The 15,681-nt window shown below is 67.6% G+C and carries 15 protein-coding genes; 7 read left to right on the top strand and 8 right to left on the bottom strand.

The genetic code is table 11. The features are described 5' to 3' along the window. Positions 1-16 precede the first annotated feature (16 nt). Complete coding sequence (locus tag C0R07_RS00370; RefSeq protein WP_139146278.1) at positions 17-331, top strand: hypothetical protein; 315 nt, start codon at positions 17-19, stop codon at positions 329-331. A gap of 29 nt (positions 332-360) precedes the next feature. On the opposite strand, the gene C0R07_RS00365 is transcribed toward C0R07_RS00370, so the two are convergent. Beyond that, entirely contained in the window at positions 361-753 is a 393-nt protein-coding gene (locus tag C0R07_RS00365) for a DUF3037 domain-containing protein (RefSeq protein WP_019184334.1), read from the bottom strand. Next, positions 731-1,507 (bottom strand): HipA family kinase, encoded by a 777-nt coding sequence (locus C0R07_RS00360; protein ID WP_070470490.1) that lies wholly within the window; start codon positions 1,505-1,507, stop codon positions 731-733. Before C0R07_RS00360 ends, C0R07_RS00365 begins: the two co-directional genes overlap by 23 nt. Positions 1,508-1,692: 185 nt before the next feature. Here C0R07_RS00360 and C0R07_RS00355 point away from each other — a divergent pair, with 185 nt between their 5' ends. The 4 genes from C0R07_RS00355 (at position 1,693) to C0R07_RS00340 (ending at position 5,837) form a co-directional block, all read left to right on the top strand. Then, positions 1,693-4,164 (top strand): S9 family peptidase, encoded by a 2,472-nt coding sequence (locus tag C0R07_RS00355; protein ID WP_102787973.1) that lies wholly within the window; start codon positions 1,693-1,695, stop codon positions 4,162-4,164. A gap of 117 nt (positions 4,165-4,281) precedes the next feature. After that, a complete protein-coding gene (locus tag C0R07_RS00350; protein WP_070470487.1) occupies positions 4,282-4,728 on the top strand; it encodes a hypothetical protein in 447 nt (148 codons plus the stop codon). Positions 4,729-4,827: 99 nt separating this feature from the next. After that, positions 4,828-5,151 (top strand): hypothetical protein, encoded by a 324-nt coding sequence (locus tag C0R07_RS00345; protein ID WP_139146277.1) that lies wholly within the window; start codon positions 4,828-4,830, stop codon positions 5,149-5,151. A 14-nt stretch (positions 5,152-5,165) separates the two neighbouring features. Further along, on the top strand, positions 5,166-5,837 hold the full coding sequence (locus C0R07_RS00340; protein ID WP_070470483.1) for an HAD family hydrolase: 672 nt from the start codon (positions 5,166-5,168) through the stop codon (positions 5,835-5,837). 32 nt (positions 5,838-5,869) lie between these two features. Here the strand turns inward: C0R07_RS00340 and C0R07_RS00335 are convergent, their stop codons facing one another. Then, entirely contained in the window at positions 5,870-6,409 is a 540-nt protein-coding gene (locus tag C0R07_RS00335; protein WP_070470481.1) for an acyl-CoA thioesterase, read from the bottom strand. An 81-nt stretch (positions 6,410-6,490) separates the two neighbouring features. Between C0R07_RS00335 and C0R07_RS00330 the strand changes: the two genes are divergently transcribed. Together C0R07_RS00330 and C0R07_RS00325 are read left to right on the top strand one after the other, a co-directional pair. Further along, the gene (locus C0R07_RS00330; protein WP_102787972.1) at positions 6,491-7,066 is read left to right on the top strand and encodes a TetR/AcrR family transcriptional regulator; all 576 of its coding nucleotides are present in this window, start codon (positions 6,491-6,493) and stop codon (positions 7,064-7,066) included. An 85-nt stretch (positions 7,067-7,151) separates the two neighbouring features. Beyond that, positions 7,152-7,883: an SGNH/GDSL hydrolase family protein gene (locus tag C0R07_RS00325; RefSeq protein ID WP_070470477.1), complete on the top strand. Its 732-nt coding sequence runs from the start codon at positions 7,152-7,154 to the stop codon at positions 7,881-7,883. Positions 7,884-7,925: 42 nt separating this feature from the next. Here C0R07_RS00325 and C0R07_RS00320 read toward each other — a convergent pair whose 3' ends face one another. The 5 genes from C0R07_RS00320 to hutI all read right to left on the bottom strand — a co-directional run bounded on the left by C0R07_RS00320 (position 7,926) and on the right by hutI (position 15,628). Beyond that, the gene (locus C0R07_RS00320) at positions 7,926-10,058 is read right to left on the bottom strand and encodes a TonB-dependent receptor family protein (RefSeq protein WP_102787971.1); all 2,133 of its coding nucleotides are present in this window, start codon (positions 10,056-10,058) and stop codon (positions 7,926-7,928) included. Between the two features lie 311 nt (positions 10,059-10,369). Further along, positions 10,370-12,037: a urocanate hydratase gene (hutU, locus tag C0R07_RS00315; protein ID WP_102787970.1), complete on the bottom strand. Its 1,668-nt coding sequence runs from the start codon at positions 12,035-12,037 to the stop codon at positions 10,370-10,372. Next, positions 12,034-12,867: an N-formylglutamate deformylase gene (gene hutG / locus C0R07_RS00310; RefSeq protein ID WP_102787969.1), complete on the bottom strand. Its 834-nt coding sequence runs from the start codon at positions 12,865-12,867 to the stop codon at positions 12,034-12,036. Before hutG ends, hutU begins: the two co-directional genes overlap by 4 nt. Then, positions 12,864-14,405 (bottom strand): histidine ammonia-lyase, encoded by a 1,542-nt coding sequence (hutH, locus tag C0R07_RS00305; protein WP_102787968.1) that lies wholly within the window; start codon positions 14,403-14,405, stop codon positions 12,864-12,866. Before hutH ends, hutG begins: the two co-directional genes overlap by 4 nt. A 23-nt stretch (positions 14,406-14,428) precedes the next feature. Continuing rightward, positions 14,429-15,628, bottom strand: a complete 1,200-nt coding sequence (gene hutI / locus C0R07_RS00300; protein WP_102787967.1) for an imidazolonepropionase — start codon at positions 15,626-15,628, stop codon at positions 14,429-14,431. Between the last annotated feature and the right edge of the window lie 53 nt (positions 15,629-15,681).

Raw genomic sequence — 15,681 nt, 5'->3', positions numbered from 1 at the left:
GCCGCGTTCTCTCCTGGTGAGCCTGGACGGCACGCGCTGTCATGCTGGCCGGATGCCGAGTTCTTCCGTTCGATCTGCGCGATGTCCGCTGTCAAATGCCTGCTACGTCGTCACCACTGTCACCACCCATCAGTTCCCGTTGTTCCATCATCACGGCAATGCGCAGGATGTCGCGCGCTGGCTGCGTGCTTCCGATGCGGAAAGACGCACGGAATCTTTCGCCTGGGCCATCATGCCCGACCGCGTGCATTGGCTGTCCCTCCCGATGCGGGCGGGGCTGGCCAGCGGTCTGCATGGCTATCCGTTTTCGTGGTGCCGCTGGCCGGTCTGAATGGTGACGGGGCCGCCGCGCCGACGGTGCTACGCCGGGACCCGCACCATCTTCCGCATCAGATGCTCGACCACGCCTGTCGGCTCTGCGGTACGGCCCACGTGCGTGCTCGACATCTGCACCACCGAGCTGCGCTTGGCGGTGAGGAAATGGAAACGTGCACGCGCAGGCAGCTGCGCGATCGGCCCGGCGTTCGCGTCACCGCGGCAGATCGCCACGATCGCATCCAGCCACGGCTGCAGGCCCTCGATATCCAGCGTCGGCGCGAAGGCACGCAGCCGCTCCACATCCAGCTCGATCGCCGCTTCCAGGTGCTTTGCGCCCGGGCAGGACACGATCACCCCGACGTTGATGAATTCCTCGCGCTCCACGCGGGGCACTACGCGGATCACCGCATAGTCATAGGTGTGCAGTGTGGGCACGGACGGCCTCCTGTACAAAAGCCGCGCGTACGCGAAGGCGGTGTTGCAGATAATCGATATACGCCTGGCGGTAAGCCGCCGGGCTGTCGAAGGCGGGTTCGTCCACCAGCCAGCTGTCCGGCACCAGGCCGACGATCCGCTCGATTTCGGCATCGGGCAGCATCACCGCGAGCGCAGAATCCACTTCGGCAATCTGCGTGGCGAAGGGCAGCAGTACATGATCGCGGATCAGCACGAACGGCTTACTGCAGGCCTCCCCGGCACCGGCCCAGTCGTGATGGAAGTACATTGCCGCACCATGGTCGATCAGGTACAGCCTGCGATGCCAGACCATCAGGTTGGGATTGCGCGCGGTGCGGTCCACGTTGCTGGTGAAGGCATCGAACCACACGATCTTCGAGGCCAGCTCGGCATCGGGCTGCATGGCCGCCGGGTCGTAGTTGATCGCCCCGGGCAGGTAATCACTGCCCAGGTTCAGGCCCTCGCTGGCACGGATCAGATCCTGGATTTCCGGGTCCGGTTCGGTCCGGGCGAACTCGCGGTCGAGCTCCACGAACACGATCTCCGGGATCGGCAGGCCGAGCGTGCGGGCGATCTCGCCAGCGATCAGTTCGGCGATCAGCGCCTTCGGTCCTTGGCCGGCGCCACGGAATTTAAGCACCACCATGCCGTCGTCGTCGGTCTCGACCACGGCGGGCAGGGAGCCGCCTTCGCGCAGCGGGGTGACATATCGGAGGGCGTGCACGGTTCGCATGGGGCATTCTAGCCGGGCCGAGGCCGGGCGTGACGCGTAAGGGGGCGCTACCCGGCACGGTGGAACGCCTCGCTTTGCAGTGTCGGGCGGTTGGCCCTTCCGGCCCATTCACACCGGTCCCGGCGGTGCTAGATTCGGGTCATGCCCCTGTTGCGGGCACTCGTTGACACTGCAAGGGGATAAGGATGCTGATCCGTCGTACTTCGCTGGCTGCGGCCGTTGCCGTTGCCACCTTCGGGCTGCTGCTCGCTGCACCGGCCTTTGCCGGTTACGCCACGCCGCCGGAGAGCCTGCTCAAGGTGCTCAAGGCACCGCCGCCGCCGACGCCCAGCGTCGACCCGACCGGCCAGCGCCTGCTGCTGACCACCACGCAGACCTATCCGTCGATCACCCGCGTCGCCCAGCCGTATCTGAAGCTGGCCGGCGTGCGCCTGGAGCCGAAGAACCGCAGCCGCCACGACACCCCGGGTGGTTATGGCATTCCACCGTGCGTGGGCGACTTCACCGTGGTCGATACCGCCAGTGGCCGCTCCACCAAGGTCGCCTTGCCCGGCGGGTGCGCCGGCATGGCGCAGTGGTCGGCCGACGGCCAACGCTTCGCGTTCCAGAACGTGGTCGATGACAGCGTGCAGCTGTGGATCGGTGATGCAGCGACCGGCCAGGTCCGCCAGGTGCCCAACGTCGCGCTGAACCCGATCTTCGGCAGCACCGTGCAGTGGCTCGGCGGCAGCCAGCAGCTGCTGGTCAAGCTGGTGCCGGCCAAGCAGGGACCGGCGCCGAGCGCCGAAGGTGCGATCGGCCCGGACACCCAGGAGTCGCTGGGAACGGCTGGCGAAAGCAGCACCTACGAAGCCCGCGATACGCTGACCAGTGCCTACGATGAAGCGCTGTTCGCCTATTACGGCCAGTCGCAGCTGGCAGTGGTGGATACCGCCTCCAACACCGTGCGCACCGTCGGTGCCCCGGCGCTGCTGGACAGCATCGGGGCCGCCCCGGATGGCGTGCATGTGCTGACGAGAACACTCAAGGCACCGTTCTCGCATGCGGTGACCTACCAGCGTTTCGCCAATGACGTGGCCGTGCTGGATATCGCCAGCGGCCGCAGCACGCCGATCGCCAGCCTGCCGCTGGCCGACCGCGTGCCGGTGCACGGCGTGCCGGAAGGCCCGCGCGATTTCGATTGGCGCGCCACCGATCCGGCCACGCTGGTCTATGCCGAAGCCCTGGACAAGGGCGACTGGAAAGTCACGGTTCCGCATCGTGATCGCGTGCTGATGCTCAAAGCCCCGTTCACCGCCAAGCCCACCGAGATCGCCCGCACCGCGCAGCGTTTCGAAGGCCTGGCCTGGACCGCGCAGCCGGACGTTGCCTTCCTCGACGAGAACGACGAGAACCGCCACTGGCGCCAGACCCGCATCGTCAACGTCGACAACCCCAAGCAGGAAGGCCGGCTGTTGTGGGATCTCTCCAGCGATGAGCTGTACGAGGACCCGGGCAATTTCGTGTACCAGCGCCTGCCCAACGGCGCCTACGTGGTGCGTCAGGAAGGCAACACGGTCTTCCTGCGCGGGCAGGGCGCTTCGCCGCAGGGGGATCGGCCCTTCCTGGATGCGCTCAGCCTCCGCAGCCTGAAGACGGAGCGTCTTTTCCGCAGCGATGCCGATGCCTACGAGCAGTTCATCGGCTTCAGCGCCATCCCGGGCCACCTGCTCACGTGGCACCAGTCGGTGACCGATGCGCCGAATGCGTTCGTGCGCCTGCTTGGCGAGGACGTCGCCGACGCCAAGCCGGGCGAAGCGCAGGTCGTGTCCAAGCCGGCCGCGTTGACCCACCTGGTGGATCCGACGCCGGAAGTGCGCCAGATCAAGAAGCGCCTGGTCACCTACAAGCGTGCCGACGGCGTGGATCTGTCGTTCACCCTGTACACCCCGCCGGGGTACAAGGAGGGCCAGCGCGTGCCGGCGATCCTGTATGCCTACCCGGCCGATTTCGCTAACGCGGCACAGGCGGGGCAGGTGTCCGGTTCGCAGCAGACTTTCACCCGCCTGGCGCCGTACCGGCTGATGCTGCTGGCCGGCTACGCGATCATCGACAACGCCTCGTTCCCCATCGTCGGCGACCCCAAAACCGCCTACAACACGTATCTGGAACAGCTGGAGGCCGATGCCAAAGCCGCGGTGGACAAGGCGGTGGACCTGGGCGTGGTCGACCGCAACCGGATCGGCGTCACCGGCCACAGCCATGGCGGCCTGATGACCGCCAACCTGATCGCGCATACCGATCTGTTCAAGGCAGGCGTCGCCACCAGTGGTTCGTACAACAAGACCTTCACCCCGTTCGGCTTCCAGAACGAACGCCGCTCGGTGTGGCAGGCGCAGGACGTGTACCTGAAGGCCTCACCGTTCTTCTACGCCGACAAGATCAAGCTGCCGCTGCTGCTGGTCCACGGCGAGGACGATGCGAACCCGGGCACCGAGCCGTTCCAGTCGCGCAAGCTGTTCCAGGCGATCCGCGGCAATGGCGGCACCACGCGCCTGGTGATGCTGCCGCACGAACCGCACTGGTATACCGCGCTCGAATCCAACGAGCAGCTGGTATCGGAAATGCTGAACTGGTTCGATACCTATGTGAAGAATGCGCCGCCGGCCAAACGCTGAGCCGAGGCATCGGTAACGCCTGGCATCAGAGTAACGGCCGCCCGTGATGGGCGGCCGTTTTTACATACAAGGCCGGCCGCAGCCTTACACTGCCGAAAAACGCACAAGGACGTGAGCATGGACATCCACGCTTGGGGATCGACGGTCAGCGGTGTCGCTGGCGGCCTGATCGCAACGTGGCTGGTGGCGTACTGGGCGAGGGGGTTGCAGACGCACTACCGTGGCTGGTCCCGGGCCGCGCTGCGGCGCCGTCACCGGACCACGATCTGGACCGCCAACATCCTGCTCTTCGTGGGACTGCTGGGGGGTCTGGCCTTGTACCCGCTGGGTGGATTCGCCAGCAACGATCACCGCCCGGCATTCCTGGCGTTCGGGCTCGCCTCGTTGTTGCCCCTCTCTGCGCTGGTCATCATGCCGTTTCTGACCGGCCGAAGCGTGCGGGAGTCGCTCGTCGCGTTCGCGCTCGGCCAGGGCGCGCCGGTATGGGCAACGTATCTGCCGCTGGCAGGCGGCCTGGTCTGCCTCGGTGTGGCGATGGTGGGGTTTGTTCCTGGTGGGCGATGAGGCGTGACTTATGAGACCGGCCATCCCACTGCCAGCACGGGGGCGCTCGCGCGTTCTATGCTGTGCAGCCCCGCCTTCGATGTAATGCCGATGAAATCCGTGTTCCTGGCGTTGTTGCTGCTGTTGTCTGCTGGCCACGTCCACGCGGCGGAAACGTCCGAATTGCCACCATCGTGGACCGCGATCGGCGTCACCGTCGGCATGCCATACGCGCAGGCCAAAGCGCTGTTGCTCAAGGCAGGGTGGGTCGCCGAAGCGCCCGACAACGACGGCGATCCCGTCTTCGCCGCGCATCCGGAGGTGGATTGCGGGCAGGGCTGGGACGCGATCTGCTCGGCAGGATTCAGCCGCAGGAACGAGGCTTATGGGCTGGTACTGACGCCCACCGATGATGGCAACCTGCGCGTGCAGGGCGTCTTCTGAACGGAGTGACACGGATGTCCGAACGTACCGTAGTGGTCTTCGATTTCGATCTGACGCTGACCCGCTGGGAAACCGCCAGCCGTTTCTTCAAAACGCTGCTGCGGCGCCAGCCATGGCGGATCGCCGGGGTGCTGCTGGCACTGCCGGTGCTGGTTCCGCTCTGGGCACTGCCGCGCACGCGCCGGCGGCCGGTGCGCTTTGCGGTCTGGATGGCCACCTTCGGACGCAGCCGTGAGGCGCTGGTGGCGCTGGCGGTCGCGCATGCCGACGAGGTGTTCGCAGGACCGGAGCCGGTGTTCCTGGCGCAGGGCGTGGAACGACTGCGTCAGCATCTGGCGCAGGGCGACGAGGTCGTCATCGCCACCGGCTGCTGGGAGCCGCTCGCACGTGCGCTGCTTGAGCGCGAAGGTCTGCAGGACGTGCCGCTGGTCGCCTCGACATTGCGGCCGTTCCTGGGCGGGTGGATCAGCGAGTACCATTGTCTTGGCGAGAACAAGATTCCGATGCTGACCGAACGCGGTTATCCGCCCCCGTGGCGCATGGCCTATACCGATCATCGCGCCGATCTGCCGCTGCTGCGCAACAGCGAGCAATGGTGCCTGGTGAGCCCGGGTGAGACGTGCCTGCGGCGGATCGAACAGACGATGATGACCAAGGCGCAGATCGTTTCCTGGCGCAACGCCTGAGCGCTGCCGTCATCGCGTGATGGGGGCGGGGCTCAATCCTCTTTCATCGCCACTTCGGCTGCGAGCAGCGCCTGGGCCGCCTTGCTCAGTTCCGGCGACGGCACGCTGGGGGCACCGATGGCCTCCATCATCTCGTCGGTCGACACGAAGCGGCGGTGGCGACGGTCGTAGATGCCGGTGATCAGCAGGGCACGGGTGGCGACTTTTTCCTCGTCGCCAACCAGCACCCGCTGCTCCATGATGATGCGCGTACCGACCCAGCCGGCCAAGCGGGTCTCAAGCACGAAGCGCTGGAACGGCTTGAGTTCGCGCCGGAACTGGATGCTGCCTCCACTGACGATGGGGGCCCACTTCGAGCGCCACGCGACCCGGCCCAGGCCCATCCGGAACACCAGGTCCAGCCGGCCCAGATCGAAGATCGTCCAGTAGCGACCGTTGGTCATGTGCAGGTTGCTGTCGATGTCGTTGGGCAGCACCCGGAAGTTCAGTCGCGACACCGCCAGCGGGGCGGTCAGCCTGGAACGGAACGGCGAGGACAGCAGCAGGATCAGCAGGCGAAACCAGAGATTCATGGGCGGGGGCGCTCATCTATAACAGTTGTCATAATTCAAATACGCTAATCTATGACACCCGTCTTAGCAAGGAGTCCGGCCATGAGTGCACGCCCTTCCGATGCCCCGCAACGCGTGGTCGCTGCGGCAGCGGAGATGCTGGCCACCTATGGCCTCAATGCCTCCAGCGTGCGCGAAGTAGCCAAACGCGCGCAGGCGCCGTTCGGTTCCACCTACCATCACTTTCCGGGGGGCAAGCAGCAGGTGTTGGCGCAGGCCACCACGCTGGCGGGCGCGAAGGTCGATGCGCTGCTCGATACCTGCCTGCAGGGAGCAGCGCCAGACGGGCTGGCCTTGTTCCTGGCGGCGTGGCGCGAGCGCCTGATCCGCTCGGATTTCCACGTCGGATGCCCGGTACTCGCCGCGGCAGTGGAAGAGCCGATCGATGATGCGCCCGATGACGCGCAGCGGGCGGCCGCCGAGGTGTTCGCGCGCTGGGAGGCGCGGCTGACCGAGGCGTTGCACCGCGGCGGCCGTCCACCCGACCAGGCCAAGGGCATTGCCACCATGATCATCGCCAGCATCGAGGGCGCCGTGGCGATGAGTCGGGCCACGCGTGACATCGGACCCTTCGATCGCGTCGCAGCGCAGCTTGAATCCCTGGTCGCCGATCGATGAGACTGTCCGCTTGCCCTCAGCGGAGCGCCATGCCGTGCCAGCCTTGATCCGTTCCACCCTCGTCGCGACGCTCGCGTTGTGTGCCATGCAACCGTTGGCACAGGCGCAGGATCGCCCGGCGATCAATCCGCTGTACCTCGTGCCTGCAGACCAGGCGACGCCCGCGCAGATCACGGAGATGCAGCAGCGCCTGCTGGATTGGCCGCAACTGCAGCGCTATCGCGACGAGAACGCGGCGTTGCCGCCGGTCGCCCCGGGTGCCAAGCGCGTGGTGTTCTACGGCGACTCGATCACCGAAGGCTGGGGCCCAACCGGCAGCGAGCGCTTCTTCCCGGGCAAGCCGTACGTCAACCGCGGCATCTCCGGGCAGACCACCGCGCAGATGCTGGTGCGCTTCCAGCAGGATGTCATCGCGCTGAAGCCGGCCGCGGTGGTGATCCTGGCCGGCACCAACGATATCGCCGGCAACACCGGGCCGGCGACGCAGGCGATGATCGAAGACAACCTGCATGCGATGGTGGAACTGGCGCAGGCGCACAACATCCGCGTGGTGCTGGCCTCGGTACTGCCGGTCAGCGACTACCCGTGGCAACCCGGCGTGCAGCCCGCCGGCAAGGTCACCGCGCTCAACCGGGCATTGCGCGCCTATGCGGAGCAGCAGGGGCTGGTCTATCTGGATTACCACACGGCCATGACCAACAAGGATGGCGGCCTGGACCCGGACCTGGCCACCGATGGCGTGCATCCCACGCCGGCCGGCTATGCGCGGATGGTGCCGTTGGCTGATGCGGCCGTCACCAAGGCACTGGCGCGCTGATACCCGGTGGCAGCCAGCTGGCCGAAAGGTGGCGCCATAACGTCAATCGAATCGCCAGCGCACCCCGGCATACACACCGCGCCCCTCACCGGGCGTGGAACGGGCGACATCCTTGCCGGCATCGTCGTAGCCCGGCGTGACCGTGGCCGCGTAGTGGCGATCGGCCAGGTTGCGCAGCTCCGCCCAGGCCTGCCAGCGCCCACCGGGGGCGTCGTAGCCGATGCGGGTGCCGAAGATCACGTGGCTGTCGGCGGCCATGCTGTTGGCGTAGTCGACGAACATCTTCGACGCATACTCGGTGTTCAGCCCGGCATAGAAGCCGGCCGGGTGGTCGTAACGCAGTTCGGCCTGGTAGTAGTGGCGCGGCAGGCCGGGCAGGCGGTTGCTACCGAAGCGTGCATCATCGCGGTAGCGGAAGTCGCTGAAGGTGTAGGCCTGGCGCAATGACAGCCGCCCGCCGACGCCCTGCCACAGCGCACTGTCCAGGCCGGCTTCGATGCCACGGTGTACGGTCGGGCTGGCGTTGGATTCGGCGATGAACAGGTTCGGCACCGGCTGCACTTCCACAGTGAGCAGCTCGTGGTTGAGGCGGGCGTAGTAGCCGGTCAGCTCCCAGCGGCCGAGCGCGCTGTCGCCACGTGCACCCAGTTCCAGCGTGGTCGCGGTCTGGTTGTCCAGTTCCACTGGCGCGCGCTGGCGGCCGGTGGAGGCGCCATTGCCGGCGGCGAAATACTGGTTCGAGCCCCAGATCATCGACCACGGGTGCGCAGGTTCTACCGAGCGGCTCAGGTTGCCGAACCACTGTGTCTGCGGCGTCTGCTGCCAGGTGAAGCCGAGCCGCGGCGCGTAATCCCATTGCCGTTCGGAGAGCCGTTCCGGCGTGGCCGGCCAGGTGACCTGCACATCGCGGCGGGTGTGGATGAAGGCCAGGCCGGTCTGCAGGCGCAGCGTCTCGCTCAGCGCCAGATCGTTGCCGAGGTGCAGCACGCTGTCGGTTCCGTAATGCTGGAAGTCGCGGGTGTGCGTGCCGGCGGCGTAACCGTTGCTGGCAAAGCGCAGCGTCTCGCGCACGTTCGCGTCCAGATCATGGGTCACGCGCAGGCCGATCGTGGTCACGCTGTCATGCCCGAACAGCGCGTGCCCGCGGCGGTAGTCCAGCGTGCCGTTGAGGTTGGCGTAGTCCAGCTGCTGGCGGTACAGGCTTTCGTTCAAGTCCATCGAGTACTTGTGGTACACGAGGCCGGCCTGCAGCGACGAATCTGCATCGATGGTGTAGGTGGTGGTGTTGCCGATCCAGGTGCTGCCCGGCTGCGGGCGGCGCGCATCGATGGCCAGGTTGGCCGGGTTGGCGGCACGTGGGTCGTTGCGGATCTGCGCGCGGGTCAGGCGCCCCGGGGTTTCGTGATCGGTCTCGCGATAGCGCAGGAAGAAGCGCGTCTCCAGATCCGGCGTGAGCTGCCAGCCGATGTTGGCCACGGCGCCCTTGCCCTTGCCGGCGGCGTGCTGCTGATAGCCGTCGTACTCGGTATCGGTGTAGGCCAAGAAGTAATCAACCGCGTCCCGCACGCCGCCCAGGCTGATCCCGCGCTTCTGGTAACCGCGTGCGCCCGCTTCGTAGTGCAGCTCCAGCCCGGGCGTGTCGCGGCCGCTGCGGGTGATGTAGTTGACCGCACCGCCCAGCGCCAGCGCGCCGCGCTCGAACCCGTTGGCACCGCGCAGCACCTCCACGCGGCTCAGCCACAGCGGCTCCAGCAGCTCGTACGGCGTGCCGCCCGGACCGGTGAGCGGCAGGCCATCCAGCGAGACCGACAGGCCGGAGGCATGCGCACCGGGCGCCCGGTTGAGGCCCGAACCGCGGATGGAGACCTTGACGCCTTCATTGCCGGCGCTCTGCGCGCTGATGCCGGGCTGGTAGGCCAGTACATCGGCAGTGCCGGCGACGCGGCCCTGGCCGATCTGCGTCATATCGACGACGTTGCCTGCCCCGGGCACCCGGTCGAGCGCGCGGCGCGCAGCCTCGGTGGCATCGGCGGCGGTAACGTTGACCGCGTCCAGCGTGACGGCCTGGCCAGCAGGCGCGGCGTGGGCGGTGCCGTTGGTGGCAAGGCTGGCCAGCAGGGCGGCGGCGAGCAGCGACAGGGCAGTGGCGGTGGAGCGATTCGAGAGGGCAGTCATTCGTGCGCGATATCAGTGCGGACACGGCCCGCGTCGCCGCGGCACCCTGTCAACTTCATGTGGGGCGCGCAAGTTAACAGGATGTGGCGTGTTCGTCACCCTTGTCGGGCGTATGGGGGACGTGTTGCCGACGACCGGACTCGGTAGTGCCGGCCGCTGGCCGGCTCCTCAGGCTCCATGCAACCGCGCCGCATGGCGCCCTGATCGGGTTGCCGGCCAGCGGCCGGCACTAGGCCCTTAGGTGGGTTGCCGGCCAGCGGCCGGCACTACCTTGAGCTGCGGCCCCGACCGTCGGCCGGGGCCCACCCGCATCAGCCCAGAATCCCAGGCAGATCCAGCCCCTTCTCCTTCGCGCACTCCACCGCGATCTCATAGCCTGCATCGGCATGCCGCATCACGCCGGTGGCCGGGTCGTTCCACAGCACGCGCGCGATGCGCTTGGCCGCCGCGTCGGTGCCATCGCAGACGATGACCATGCCCGCATGCTGCGAGAAGCCCATGCCGACGCCGCCACCGTGGTGCAGCGACACCCAGGTCGCGCCACTGGCGGTGTTGAGCAGGGCGTTAAGCAGCGGCCAGTCGGAGACGGCATCGGAGCCGTCGGCCATCGCTTCGGTTTCGCGGTTCGGCGAGGCGACGCTGCCCGAATCCAGGTGATCGCGGCCGATCACCACCGGTGCCTTCAGCTCGCCATTGGCGACCATCTCGTTGAACGCCAGGCCGAGTCGGTCACGGTCGCCCAGGCCGACCCAGCAGATGCGCGCCGGCAGGCCCTGGAACTTGATCTTCTCGGCGGCCATGTCCAGCCAGCGGTGCAGGTGCGGGTTGTCCGGGATCAGTTCCTTGACCTTCGCGTCGGTCTTGGCGATGTCCTCCGGATCGCCGCTCAGCGCGGCCCAGCGGAACGGGCCGATGCCGCGGCAGAACAGTGGGCGGATGTAGGCGGGTACGAAGCCTGGGAAGTCGAACGCATCCTCCACGCCTTCTTCCAGTGCCATCTGGCGCAGGTTGTTGCCGTAATCCACGGTCGGCACGCCGAGTGCGTGGAAGGCGAGCATGGCGCGGATGTGGTTGGCCATGGAGGCGCGCGCGGCGGCTTCGACGTCCTTCGGCGCGGAGACGCGTTTTTCATCCCATTCTTCCACGGTCCAGTCCTGCGGCAGGTAGCCGTTGACCGGGTCGTGCGCGGAGGTCTGGTCGGTCAGCAGGTCCGGCTTGACGCCGCGCACCAGCAGCTCGTCCAGCACGTCGGCGACGTTGCCGAGCAGGCCGACCGAGAGCGGCTTCTTCGTCGTGCAGGATTCTTCGATCAGGCGCAGCGCTTCGTCGAGGTTGTCTGTCCAGGTGTCCAGATAGCCGGTACGCAGGCGCATTTCGATGCTGCTCCTGCGGCACTCCACTGCCAGGCACGAGGCGCCGGCCATCACCGCAGCCAGCGGCTGCGCGCCGCCCATGCCCCCCAGCCCACCGGTGAACAGCCACTTGCCGGCCAGGTTGCCGTTGTAGTGCTGGCGACCCATCTCGACGAAAGTTTCGTAGGTACCCTGCACGATGCCCTGCGCGCCGATGTAGATCCAGCTGCCGGCGGTCATCTGGCCGTACATGGCCAGGCCCTTCTTATCGAGCTCGTTGAAGTGGTCCCAATTGGCCCAGCGCGGCACCAGGTTGGAGTTGGCGATCAGCACCCGCGGGGCGTCCACGTGGGTACGGAACACACCGACCGGCTTGCCGGACTGCACCAGCAGGGTCTGGTCATCCTCCAGCCGCCGCAGCGTCTCGACGATCTTGTCGTAGCTTTCCCAGTCGCGCGCGGCGCGGCCGATGCCGCCATAGACCACCAGCTCCTGCGGGCGCTCGGCCACGTCGGGGTGCAGGTTGTTCATCAGCATGCGCAGCGGGGCTTCGGTCAGCCAGCTCTTGCAGGTGAGCGTGGTACCGGTCGGGGCGAGGATGGTGCGGGTGGAATCGAGACGGGTCATGCAGCACTCCGGGACGTAGCGAAGTCGAGACAGGCATCGAGCACCTGCTGCAGCGTGGCGCGCAGCGGGGCGGCGTGATCGGGATCCAGCGGCGTGGGCCAGCTGTGCTCATCCACGGCCTCGGGCTCGTGCATGTAGCCGCGGCAGGCCAGCTCCATCTGCAGCGTGTGCACGCCGCCAGGGATGTCGCTGTAGTGACGGGTGATGTAGCCGCCCTTGAAGCGGCCGTTGCGCACATGGCTCATGCCGCTCATCGCACACAGGTTGTCGACGACATCGGTGAGCGCGTTGTCGCAGGTGGTGTCCCCATTGGTGCCGAGGTTGAACTGCGGCAGCTGGCCATCGAACAGGTGCGGGATGTGCGAGCGGATCGAGTGCGCGTCGTACACCACCACGGTGCCGTGCTGCGCACGCAGGCGCGCGATCTCCGCAGCGAGGGCGTCGTGGTAGGGCATGAACCAGGTAGCGCGGCGCCGTGCGATCTCGGCTTCGTCCGGTCCGTCGCCATCGCGGTACAGCGGCTGGTTGTCGAAGGTGGTCAGCGGGCACAGGCCGGTGGTGTTCTGGCCTGGGTACAGCGAGGTGCCGCTGGGGTCGCGATTGAGATCGATGACCGAGCGCGACACCGCCGAGCGGAGCGTGGTGGCGCCCATCTGCTGCGCGAAGGCATACAGATCGTGCACCCACCAGTCGGCATCGCGGCGGGCCAGCCACGGCGAGATGAACTGCGCGGCCAGTGCATCGGGCAGCTCGGTGCCGGTATGCGGGAAGCTGACGATCAACGGTGCATCGCCACGGTGAATCTGCAGCCAGTCCGGGTGCGCGGTCATGACAGCGGCTCCAGCGGCGGGAGGATGTCGCCCAGGCCTTCGGCCAGCACGCCGCTGCGGACCAGATCGGTCGCGGCCACCATGTCCGGATGGAAATAGCGGTCGTCTTCCAGCGTGGGCACCTGTGCGCGCAGGCGCTGGCGCACCGCTTCCAGCGCATCACTGGAGCGCAGCGGGGCGTGGAAATCGCAGCCCTGCGCGGCGGCGAGCAGCTCGATGCCGATCACGTTGGCCGCGTTCTCGGCCATCGCCATCAGGCGGCGCGCACCGTGGGCGGCCATCGAGACGTGGTCTTCCTGGTTGGCCGAGGTCGGGATCGAGTCGACGCTGGCCGGATAGGCGCGCTGCTTGTTTTCCGAGACCAGCGCAGCGGCGGTGACCTGCGGAATCATGAAGCCGGAGTTCAAGCCCGGCTTCGGGGTGAGGAAGGCCGGCAGGCCGGACAGCGCCGGGTCGACCAGCATCGCGGTGCGGCGCTCGCTGATCGAGCCGATCTCGCACACCGCCATGGCCAGCATGTCGGCCGCGAAGGCGACCGGCTCGGCATGGAAGTTGCCGCCGCTCAGCGCCTCGTTGGTATCGGTGAACACCAGCGGATTGTCGGACACGCCGTTGGCTTCGATCGCCAGCGTGGTCGCGGCCTGGCGCATCACGTCGAAGGCCGCGCCCATCACCTGTGGCTGGCAGCGCAGGCAGTACGGGTCCTGCACGCGCACGTCGTTGTCGCGGTGCGATTCGCGGATCGCCGAGCCCTGCATCAGGGTGCGCAGCGCGGCGGCGGTGGCGATCTGCCCGCGCTGGCCGCGGATGCTGTGGATGCGCGGGTCGAACGGGGTGTCCGAGCCCTTGGCCGCTTCCACCGAGAGCGCGCCAGTGACCAGCGCCGCACGGAACACGGTATCGATCGCGAACAGGCCGGCCAGTGCGTAGGCCGTGGAGTACTGGGTGCCGTTGAGCAGGGCCAGGCCTTCCTTCGCACCCAGCACCAGCGGGGCCAGGCCGACGTTGGCCAGTGCCTCGGCAGCGGGCAGGCGCTGACCATCGACGAAGGCCTCGCCGACACCGATCATCACGCTGGCCAGGTGCGAAAGCGGGGCCAGGTCGCCCGACGCGCCAACCGAGCCCTGGCACGGAATCACCGGAATGAAATCGTGCTGCAGGAACGCTTCCAGCAGGGCCAGCGTCTGCGGGCGGATGCCCGAGGCGCCCTGGGCGAGGCTGGCCAGCTTCAGCGCCATCATCAGCCGCACGACCGGCGCCGGCATTGGCTCACCCACGCCGGCCGCGTGCGAGAGCACGATATTGCGCTGCAGGGTTTCCAGATCCTCGCGCTCGATGCGCACGCTGGCCAGCTTGCCGAAGCCGGTGTTGATGCCATACACCGGCGCGCCCTTGGCGACGATGTCGGCCACGGTCTGCGCACTGCGCAGCACGGCGGCGGCCGAAGCCGGGTCCAGCCGCACCCGCGCGCCGTCATGGATCGCGCGCCATTGCGCCAGCGTGACGGCGCCGGGGTGCAGGGTCAGGGTAGTGCTCATGAAATCTCCAGACATCACTAGGTTCAGACGGGTTGGCCGCGCATCACGCGGGCGTGCAGGGGGTTGAAGCCCATGCGGTAGACGAGGTCGGCAGGCGCCTCGATGTCCCACACGGCCAGATTGCAGTCCAGGCCGACGGCGAGCCGGCCGATCCGGTCCTGCCGGCCAAGGGCGCGCGCCGCTTCACGGGTGAAGCCGGCGATGCACTCCGCCACGGTCATGCGGAACAGGGTGGCGGCCATGTTCATCGCCAGCAGCGGGCTGGTCAGCGGCGAGGTGCCGGGGTTGGAATCGGTGGCCAGTGCCAGCGGCACGCCCGCCGCGCGCAGTTCGGCGATCGGGGGCAGGGTGGTATCGCGGGTGAAGTAGAACGCGCACGGCAGCAGTACCGCCACGGTGCCGGCGTGGCGCATCGCGGCGATCCCGTCGGCATCAAGGTGTTCGATATGGTCGGCCGACAGCGCACCGTGACGCGCCGCCAGGGCGGCACCATGCTGGTTGCTCAGCTGCTCGGCGTGGATCTTGATCGCCAGCCCGTGCTGCCGCGCGGCGACGAACACCTGTTCGGCCTGCGCAGCGCTGAAGGCGATGTTCTCGCAGAACACGTCCACCGCTTCGGCCAGCCCAGCGGCGGCAACGGCCGGAATCATGACGTTGCAGACCTCGTCGATGTACTCCTGTGCCTCGCGGCCCGGCGGGATCGCATGCGCGCCGAGGAAGGTCGGCACGATCTCGACCGCGCGCTGGCGGCCCAGTTCGCGCGCGACCTGCAGCTGTTTGGTCTCGTCGGCCAGGGTCAGCCCGTACCCGGATTTGATCTCCAGCGTGGTGATGCCTTCGGCCAGCATGGCGTCCAGGCGGGGCAGGCTGGCGGCGAGCAGGTCGGCTTCGCTGGCGGCGCGGGTGGCGCGCACGGTGGAGACGATGCCGCCGCCGGCACGGGCGATGTCGGCATAGCTCACGCCCTGCAGGCGCTGCTCGAACTCACCGGCGCGGTTGCCGGCATAGACCAGGTGGGTGTGGCAGTCGATCAGGCCGGGGCTGATCCAGCGCCCGCCACCGTCGATGCGCTGGGCCGGCTGCAGATGATCGGCCGAGCCGGCCGCGCCGACATGCACGATGCGCCCATCGGTCGCGGCGATGACGCCATCCTCGATCACGCCCAGCCCCGGGCCATCGACGGTGATCAGGTTGGCGTGGTACCAGAGGGTGTCACAGTGCATGGCAGCAACCACATCGGTGTATATGTCTATACAATATAGGCGCCTCTTCCGGG

The sequence above is a fragment of the Stenotrophomonas bentonitica genome (assembly GCF_002887735.1).
GTDB classification, from domain to species: domain Bacteria; phylum Pseudomonadota; class Gammaproteobacteria; order Xanthomonadales; family Xanthomonadaceae; genus Stenotrophomonas; species Stenotrophomonas bentonitica_A.
The sequence above is the reverse complement of the archived record's forward strand: the minus strand, read 5'-3'. Positions and strand labels throughout refer to the sequence as shown.

What these genes read in the sequence shown, in the direction of transcription:
- C0R07_RS00335 (WP_070470481.1), bottom strand. Translation starts at nt 6,409, where the DNA reads ATGAATCTCTGGTTTCGCCTGCTGATCCTGCTGCTGTCCTCGCCGTTC.
- C0R07_RS00350 (WP_070470487.1), top strand. Translation starts at nt 4,282, where the DNA reads ATGGACATCCACGCTTGGGGATCGACGGTCAGCGGTGTCGCTGGCGGC.
- hutG (WP_102787969.1), bottom strand. Translation starts at nt 12,867, where the DNA reads ATGACCGCGCACCCGGACTGGCTGCAGATTCACCGTGGCGATGCACCG.
- C0R07_RS00330 (WP_102787972.1), top strand. Translation starts at nt 6,491, where the DNA reads ATGAGTGCACGCCCTTCCGATGCCCCGCAACGCGTGGTCGCTGCGGCA.
- hutH (WP_102787968.1), bottom strand. Translation starts at nt 14,405, where the DNA reads ATGAGCACTACCCTGACCCTGCACCCCGGCGCCGTCACGCTGGCGCAA.
- C0R07_RS00355 (WP_102787973.1), top strand. Translation starts at nt 1,693, where the DNA reads ATGCTGATCCGTCGTACTTCGCTGGCTGCGGCCGTTGCCGTTGCCACC.
- C0R07_RS00340 (WP_070470483.1), top strand. Translation starts at nt 5,166, where the DNA reads ATGTCCGAACGTACCGTAGTGGTCTTCGATTTCGATCTGACGCTGACC.
- hutI (WP_102787967.1), bottom strand. Translation starts at nt 15,628, where the DNA reads ATGCACTGTGACACCCTCTGGTACCACGCCAACCTGATCACCGTCGAT.
- C0R07_RS00325 (WP_070470477.1), top strand. Translation starts at nt 7,152, where the DNA reads ATGCAACCGTTGGCACAGGCGCAGGATCGCCCGGCGATCAATCCGCTG.
- C0R07_RS00360 (WP_070470490.1), bottom strand. Translation starts at nt 1,507, where the DNA reads ATGCGAACCGTGCACGCCCTCCGATATGTCACCCCGCTGCGCGAAGGC.
- C0R07_RS00320 (WP_102787971.1), bottom strand. Translation starts at nt 10,058, where the DNA reads ATGACTGCCCTCTCGAATCGCTCCACCGCCACTGCCCTGTCGCTGCTC.
- hutU (WP_102787970.1), bottom strand. Translation starts at nt 12,037, where the DNA reads ATGACCCGTCTCGATTCCACCCGCACCATCCTCGCCCCGACCGGTACC.